The organism is Wolbachia endosymbiont of Drosophila barbarae, from assembly GCF_044752445.1.
GTDB lineage: Bacteria > Pseudomonadota > Alphaproteobacteria > Rickettsiales > Anaplasmataceae > Wolbachia > Wolbachia pipientis.
The window spans coordinates 1-7,739 of the sequence record NZ_JBIXJM010000248.1; the positions used below are offsets into that span (position 1 = coordinate 1).

At 36.4% G+C, this 7,739-nt stretch carries 9 protein-coding genes; 4 read left to right on the forward strand and 5 right to left on the reverse strand.

Annotated elements, in window-relative coordinates; all coding sequences use genetic code 11:
* Positions 1–97: 97 nt before the first annotated feature.
* Complete coding sequence (locus tag ACIPNH_RS06275) at positions 98–433, reverse strand: hypothetical protein (protein ID WP_174515655.1); 336 nt, start codon at positions 431–433, stop codon at positions 98–100.
* Positions 430–858, reverse strand: coding sequence for a protoporphyrinogen oxidase HemJ (gene hemJ / locus ACIPNH_RS06280; RefSeq protein ID WP_010082641.1), 429 nt, complete (start codon positions 856–858; stop codon positions 430–432). The genes ACIPNH_RS06275 and hemJ overlap by 4 nt, the downstream gene beginning before the upstream one ends.
* Positions 859–913: 55 nt before the next feature.
* Here hemJ and pdhA point away from each other — a divergent pair, with 55 nt between their 5' ends.
* Positions 914–1,894 carry a pyruvate dehydrogenase (acetyl-transferring) E1 component subunit alpha gene (gene pdhA, locus ACIPNH_RS06285; RefSeq protein ID WP_400772277.1) on the forward strand — a complete coding sequence of 327 codons (981 nt, stop codon included), beginning with the start codon at positions 914–916 and terminating at the stop codon, positions 1,892–1,894.
* Here the strand turns inward: pdhA and ACIPNH_RS06290 are convergent.
* Positions 1,805–2,122 carry a hypothetical protein gene (locus ACIPNH_RS06290; protein ID WP_400772279.1) on the reverse strand — a complete coding sequence of 106 codons (318 nt, stop codon included), beginning with the start codon at positions 2,120–2,122 and terminating at the stop codon, positions 1,805–1,807. The two genes, pdhA and ACIPNH_RS06290, sit on opposite strands and share 90 nt — an antisense overlap.
* Before the next feature lie 180 nt (positions 2,123–2,302).
* Between ACIPNH_RS06290 and ACIPNH_RS06295 the strand changes: the two genes are divergently transcribed.
* Positions 2,303–3,226 (forward strand): RluA family pseudouridine synthase, encoded by a 924-nt coding sequence (locus ACIPNH_RS06295; protein WP_155968382.1) that lies wholly within the window; start codon positions 2,303–2,305, stop codon positions 3,224–3,226.
* A 7-nt stretch (positions 3,227–3,233) separates the two neighbouring features.
* Here ACIPNH_RS06295 and ACIPNH_RS06300 read toward each other — a convergent pair whose 3' ends face one another.
* Together ACIPNH_RS06300 and aspS are read right to left on the reverse strand one after the other, a co-directional pair.
* A complete protein-coding gene (locus ACIPNH_RS06300; RefSeq protein WP_006280528.1) occupies positions 3,234–4,496 on the reverse strand; it encodes an MFS transporter in 1,263 nt (420 codons plus the stop codon).
* A 61-nt stretch (positions 4,497–4,557) separates the two neighbouring features.
* Positions 4,558–6,360, reverse strand: coding sequence for an aspartate--tRNA ligase (gene aspS, locus ACIPNH_RS06305; RefSeq protein ID WP_007548818.1), 1,803 nt, complete (start codon positions 6,358–6,360; stop codon positions 4,558–4,560).
* 196 nt (positions 6,361–6,556) lie between these two features.
* Between aspS and ACIPNH_RS06310 the strand changes: the two genes are divergently transcribed.
* Positions 6,557–6,988 carry a hypothetical protein gene (locus ACIPNH_RS06310; RefSeq protein WP_174515653.1) on the forward strand — a complete coding sequence of 144 codons (432 nt, stop codon included), beginning with the start codon at positions 6,557–6,559 and terminating at the stop codon, positions 6,986–6,988.
* A 3-nt stretch (positions 6,989–6,991) separates the two neighbouring features.
* On the forward strand, positions 6,992–7,615 hold the full coding sequence (ccmA, locus tag ACIPNH_RS06315) for a heme ABC exporter ATP-binding protein CcmA (protein ID WP_155968378.1): 624 nt from the start codon (positions 6,992–6,994) through the stop codon (positions 7,613–7,615).
* Positions 7,616–7,739 lie beyond the last annotated feature (124 nt).

Sequence of the window (7,739 nt, forward strand, 5' to 3'; positions counted from 1 at the left end):
TTACTCAAATTTAGGTATTCACTGACCGTTCTTGTTATAAATACCAGAATAATAAGCTACTGATATTCTCTACCTTTTTTATCTTTATCCATCATAGCTAGCGATGCAACAAAGCCCACTGGGATCCAGGAAAAAGAATGGTGTCATGCAAGTAGCTAACACTGGGATCCAGGAAAAAGAACGGTGTCATCCGAGTAGCTTGACACTGGCATCCAGGAAACTTAATTGCAAGTAATGCATTGAGTTTGGTAAGTATGGGTTTTGCGTTATAGAATGAAGCACTTTTGGTGAATTTGTAAAGAAAGCTGGATCCCAGTGTCAAGCACTGGGATGACAAGAAAGGGAGCACTGGAATTTTTATTTCAGTATTGTACATTAGCCATGCATCTGAACAGATACGAGCTTTCTGCTTTTTTTGGGTAAGGTCAGTCAAAAAGGTTTTACAACAACCATAATAACTATAACTATTATCAATACTGTAACTGCTTCATTTAAAACGCGAAAATAAATATGTGACTTCTTATTCGAACCCATTGCAAAATTTTTCCTATATTTTGCAAGTAGCATATGAATAATTAACATCAAAAGTATTGCAAATGCTTTTACATGAAACCATCCTTCACGATATGCTTCCCTAATAACCATTAGTGTAATTCCAAGACCAAGTGAGAAAAGCATTGCAGGGTTTATGATATATCTAAGTAGCCTCTTTTCCATTGTTTGAAGCAAGCTATCATTTTCCGATCCCGGTTTTACAGTTGCATGGTAGACATAAAGCCTGGGTAAATAAAGCATACCTGCCATCCACATGATAACAGAGATAACGTGAAAAGCCTCAAGCCAGTGGTAATAGTTCATTAGCAAAAATTTAAAATTCCTGGTATTGTGTTAGTTTAATGAAAAAGAAATCGATATGAAAGCAGAAAATTTCACTAAAGAACAGATAATTGGATTCTACAGGACAATGCTACTCATACGCAGATTTGAGGAAAAAGCAGGACAATTATATGGGATGGGATTAATAGGCGGGTTCTGTCACCTATCAATAGGACAAGAAGCAGTTGCAGTTGGAACTCAAGCTGCATCAAAATTAGGTGACGCTTTTATCACAAGTTATAGAGACCATGGCTTAATGCTCGCATGTGATTCTGATCCAAATGTTGTAATGGCAGAGCTTACCGGCAAAGAAACAGGATGCTCGAAAGGTAAAGGTGGTTCGATGCACGTATTTGACGTTGAAAAAAAATTCTTCGGCGGGCATGGAATAGTGGGAGCACAAGTTCCAATTGGCACAGGAATAGCATTTGCTAATAAATATAAGAAAAAAGATAATGTGGTATTTACATATTTTGGTGACGGTGCTGCAAATCAAGGACAAGTATATGAATCGTTTAATATGGCATCTTTGTGGGAGTTGCCTGTGGTTTACATCATAGAAAATAATGAATACGCAATGGGAACCTCTGTGCAAAGGTCAACTTTAGTAACAGAGTTATATAAAAGAGGAGAAAGTTTTGGTATTCCTGGAAAACAAGTTGATGGAATGGATTTTTTCTCTGTTTATGAGGCTACAAGCGAAGCAGCGGAACACACACGCAGCGGAAAAGGGCCTATCCTGCTTGAAATGAAGACATATCGATATCGCGGTCACTCAATGTCAGATCCTGCTACTTATCGCTTAAAAGAAGAAGTTGAAGATATGAAGCAAAATCATGACCCTATAAGCACTTTAAAGAAATACATGACAGATAATAAAATGGCTTCAGAAGAAGAGTGCAAAGTAATTGATAAGGAAATACGTGATTTAGTAAAAAAGTCGGAAGATTTTGCCAAAAATAGTAAAGAACCAAGCGTTGATGAGCTGTATACTGATGTTTATAAATTTGTTAGCTAATTTTTTTATCCAGAACTGTACAAACATTGTATAGTAAACGATGTCATCCAAATAGCTCCTTCTCCCGTCATCCAAGTGCCCTCCTTTTTTTGTCATCCCAGTGCTCTGACTACTTGGATCCAGCTGAGTTGGTGAGTATAAAAGTATAGCTAACGCAAGCTCTACGTCATGCCGCCGCGAACCGTCATACCGCGATTCATTCGCGGTATCTCTAGATCCCGCTAACAAGCAGCGGGATGACGGTTGTCAGGCTAGCTGTCATCTCAGTAGTCTCCTTCTCCTGTCATCCGAGTAGCTGACACTGGTTCCTTTATGACGGCAGTAGCCCCTTCGGTGTCATTCCAGTGCTTGACACTGGAATGACACCAATAATTGACATTTCACTAGATATTCATTATAAATAATGGAATGCTACAAAGTATAAAAACCATATTAATAGAAGACGATAACGTTAGGCTGGATAGGTACATCAGAAGAATCTTTCCTGATCTAAAGCAATCTGTAATTGAAAAATCTTTAAGGAAAGGATTAATCAAAGTTGATGATTGCAAAGCAAAGTCCAGTGATAGAGTAAATTCTGGGCAAACTATAACGCTGAAGCACTTGCATTATATTGAAAACGCTAATTCTGATCGCAAATATAATGAAAAGTTAGTGAATCTACTAAGAGAGAACATATTATATGAAGACGAATATATACTAGCTATAAACAAACCCGCAGGGGTCATCGTTCAAGGTGGCGTAAAAGTAAAGATTAGCATGAGTGATTTGCTTGACCAAATAAGAGAGGGAGAAACATTTAAAATTGTCCATAGGCTAGATAGAGATACGAGTGGAGTGATAATATTCGCACGCAACGCTAATGTTGCCAGATACCTTATGGAAGAATTTAAAGGACGAAGAGTAAAAAAAACTTATTTAGCATTAACTTCTGGCATACCGAGCAAGGATAGTGGAACAATAGACTATCCATTGGTGAAAAAATATGTTTCAGGTCAAGAAAAAGTGGTCGTTGATGAAAATTCACCTCAGAATGCCACTACGCATTTTTCAATTATAGCAAAATCCAAACACAATGTTGCTTATTTAAAATTACAACCAATTACCGGCAGAACCCATCAGTTACGTGCACATTTAGCTCATATAAATTGCCCTATTCTTGGTGACGGTAAATATGGTGGTAAAAAAGCTTTTATTGATGGGATAGCAAATAAAATTCACCTTCATTCGCATTCTTTATCTTTAAAACTGCCAAACAATAAAGAAATCACTATCACCGCTCCTATCACTAAACACATCGAAAAATCCATTGAAGCGCTATTTTTCGACTGAAACGATTTCACCAATCAACTTTTCTGTCTTTGGCTTTAATTTGAAGCACAGATATTAGGCTAATTAATGCGCAGGCAGTAAGATAAATGCCTGCTGCAAGTTTTGTTTCGGTTTTTTCTATAAGCCACATGCATATGTATGGAGAAAGGCCACCAAAAATTCCTGCAGATATATTATTTGCTAAGCTTACGCCAGTGCATCTTACTTTTGTTGGAAACAGTTCACAAATAACAGAACCATATATTCCAAAAGATGCACCTACTGGTATAGTAATCAATAAGTAAGTTATTATTACGACATAGTGGTTAACGGAAGATAATAATGGTAATACACATGTACCAATCAGAGATAGCATAATCAGTACAGGAATCATTACGCGTTTTCTTCCAACTTTATCAGATAAAATTGCAAAAAGTACCGCAGATGCTGCAAATACAACCTGTATTACTATCCTCATTAAATCTTTAACACTAATAGATAAAATAACTAGCTCTTTTATTGATATATTATAAAACATTATTGCTGCGTAGACAATTGCATTCTGAGCAATTCCCAGATTGATTGAAATAATAAGCGGTCTTTTATAGTTTCTTACTAGTTCTAACAATGGTGAATGTGCTAAATTATTAGCGTACTTATTAGTTTTATATGCTAAGCTTTCTTTTAATATGTACCTAGTTAAAAAACCTATTGTCCCCAAAAAAAAGCAAAAATAAAAAAGCAACTTCCATCCCCATATTTCATAGTTCTCACCTGTAACTCTTTTGCAGATAAATATCATTGTTATGCATAAGAGCGTTCCAAGGGCTCCGCTAAAGGGCTTCATACTTCCTAAGAAACCTAGATTTTTTTTATCTTTTGAATGCTCTATCGTAAATGCTGTATTAATGCTTGTTTCACCTCCTGCAGTTATTCCTTGCACTATTCTACAAAACACAAGCAATACAGGTGAAAGCAACCCTATTTCTTTATACCCAGGTATAATTCCCATAATTGTGGATGATATTGAAATTAATATTACTGAAGTAAGTAAAGTCTTTCTTCTGCCATACTTATCTCCCATATAACCAAAAATTACTGCACCAATTGGTCTAAACGCAAAACCAATTGCAAAAACACCAAGGAATTTGAGTGTACTCAAATAATGATCTTCTGATGGGAAAAAAACGTTGATGATTGTATCTGTTAATACTCCAAAAAGAGTGAGTTCATACCACACAATCATGTTACAGATCATGCCCGATAGTATTGCTTTTTGGATATTATTCATGGTCTTTCAATTTAACATAACCTAATATATCATTAACCGGTGCTCCTTGCTATAAAATTTTTCATTCAATAACCTTCAAGGATAATTCACGTAAATGCTTATCCTCCACCTTGGAAGGAGCACCCATTAGAACATCTTCACCTTGCTGGTTCATAGGAAAACAGATTACTTCACGAATATTTGGCTCATCAGCAAGCAGCATAACTATTCTATCAACTCCTGGTGCTATTCCACCATGAGGAGGAACACCAAATCTGAATGCACGTACAAGTGCACCGAATCTTGTATCAACTTCTCCCCGGCTATAACCTGCAATGGCAAAAGCTTTATACATGATATCCAGTTTGTTATTACGAATCGCCCCACTTGACAGTTCTATTCCATTGCAAACAAGATCATATTGGTAAGCAAGGATATCCAGTGGATTTTTGTCCTCTAAATCTTTCAGACCACCGTGTGGCATGGAGAATGGGTTATGAAAGAAATCGATTTTTTTACTTTTATCGTCATATACAAAATATGGAAAATCAATGATCCAACAAAACTTGAAGATATTATCATCTATAAGACTGAGTTCTGACCCTAAAAGAGTGCGTACTTTTCCTGCAATGTTTGCCGCCTCATTCTCTTTGTCAGAAGCAAAAAATACACTATCTCCTGGCTCTATGTTTGTTGCTTCTCTTATGTGGTTTAGCCTATTTTCATCAAGAAATTTAGCAATTGGGCCTTTCGCAGTTCCATCTTTATCAAACGTTATATATCCGAGACCCTTAGCACCGAATTCTTTTTGCGCATGTTCTATCTTTTTATCAAAGAAGCTGCGTGGTTCCTCTGCTGTTTTAGGTGCAGGGATGGCTCTCACTACCATACCACGCTCAATATTGCTTTTGAAAATATTGAACCCTGAATCACGAAAAATTTCTGTAACATCGCTGATTAATAGTGGATTGCGCAGATCTGGCTTATCAGAACCATATTTAAGCATTGCTTCTTTATATGTAATACGTGGAAAATCTTTATCAACAGACTTACGAGAAAATTTAGCAAACACTCTATATAAGGTAGACTCAATAATCTGAAAGATGTCTTCTTGAGTTACAAAAGACATTTCAAGATCTAGCTGATAAAACTCTCCCGGAGAACGGTCAGCCCTTGCGTCTTCATCACGAAAACACGGTGCAATTTGGAAATATTTATCAAACCCTGAAACCATGAGCAACTGTTTGAAAATCTGCGGAGCTTGTGGCAATGCATAGAACTTGCCAGGATTTAGCCTGCTTGGCACTAGGTAGTCGCGTGCTCCTTCAGGAGAGGAAGCAGTGAGTATTGGAGTTTGAATCTCTAAAAATCCTCGCTCTATCATGAGCTTGCGGAGCTCTGCAATAATTTGTGAGCGCAAAATAATATTGTTGCGGACTTTTTCACGTCTTAAGTCAAGAAATCGATATTTAAATCTCATGTTTTCTGGGTATTCTTGCTCGCCGGTAATGCTTGCCAATATACTTCTTTCTTCTTTTGCTATTTCTTCATCAAAGTGGAACTCAACTTCCGACTCAACGCGCAAATTGTTGACTATCACCTCGATTTCTCCGGTAGAAATAGAGCTGTTTACCGTATCTTCAGTTCTAGCTTCAACTATTCCTGTAACAGTAATTACACTCTCTAATTTTAAATTTGATATCTCATCAAAAAAGTCTTTGTCATTATTAAATACTAGCTGAGTGATTCCGTAGAAGTCTCTTAAATCAACAAAAATTAGGTTACCATGGTCGCGCTTACGATATAACCATCCAGAAAGGGTAACTTCCTTTTCTACGTCGTTCTTCCTCAGTTCATTGCACGTATGAGTTTTATAGCAGTTCATATTTGTTTTACTTCTAAATTCTTTAAGAAGTATAGAAATAAACCTTATTACATACAAGCCCGTTCGTCAGATATTTGCGCAATTTTCGAAATAGAGCAGTACTGCTTTTATATTGTCTTTACCCGCAAAAAAATTGCACAATTTCTATAATTATGGTATAATAGTAAGGGTATTTTTAATGAATTAGATACAGGAAATGCCACTTACACAGATCATATTATATAGCGTAACATTACTTGCTGTAGCTGCAGTATTTCTCTTTTTGAGAAAAATATACAAAAATCGCATTAGAAAAATCATATTTCCTAGAAAAGTTTTTAAAGAAGAGTGGGAAGAAGACAGAAAATTCAATGAATTATATCAAAAAAATAAGCAAAAAGAGTTGATGAAACAACAAGAAACGCTACGCGAGAAACAAAAAGATGTGCAAGTTTATAAAGAAGATCCAGAAATAGTTGACATAGCAAAACCGGTAGGTAAATGGACAAAGATGGTTATGATGGGTAATGGTTTAATGCAGCGTTTTGCACAATTGATACATAGAGAAGGCGGACAGAAAGGATTTTGGGAGCTGTTTGTTAAAGCTCAGGCTTCAACTCAAGGTAAACATAAGGGGAAGGGCAGATAATCCATGCTTGAATGTGAAAATTTATCCTGCGCTCGTAATAATAAGGTACTATTTAAGAATCTCAGTTTTAAAGCTGAGCTAAAATCAAAGATTCTAATCACTGGTCCAAATGGTAGTGGTAAAACCAGCTTAATTAGAAGTTTATCTGGACTTTTACCACCGGTATCAGGCAATATAAGGCACTGCGGAAAAGATATATATGATGATCCAAAATCCTATATACCTTCTATGGTCTATATAGGCCATAAGAATGCCTGTAAAGATAGCTTAACTGTTGCTCAAAACGTAGAATTCTGGGCAGGAATACGAAATACTAGAGAATTGATTGTGGCAGCTATTTGTTGCTTGCAGTTGCAACCTGTACTTAATATTAGATATGGCGAACTTTCTGCAGGCTGGAAAAGGAGAGTTGCGCTTGCTCGCCTCTTGATTTCTAATGCAAACGTTTGGCTGATAGATGAACCATTTTGTAATCTTGATAGTGCAACGTGTGAATTAGTGCTGAACCTAATCTCAATACGCTCTGAGCAAAATGGTATAGTAATTATTACAGGGCATAGCTCTACAGAGCAATTGTGTGATTTTACAACGATTGATATACGTAATTTCAATAGACTTCTTGTATAGTTTTTGGCAACAACCGCTAGAAATAAAAAACTTGCTTGACAAACTCCGCCAGCTCCCTTATCATAAACACTGAAGCTATTTATTTATCTTCTCTGTACAGATTAAATGACAAAAAAACTCACGT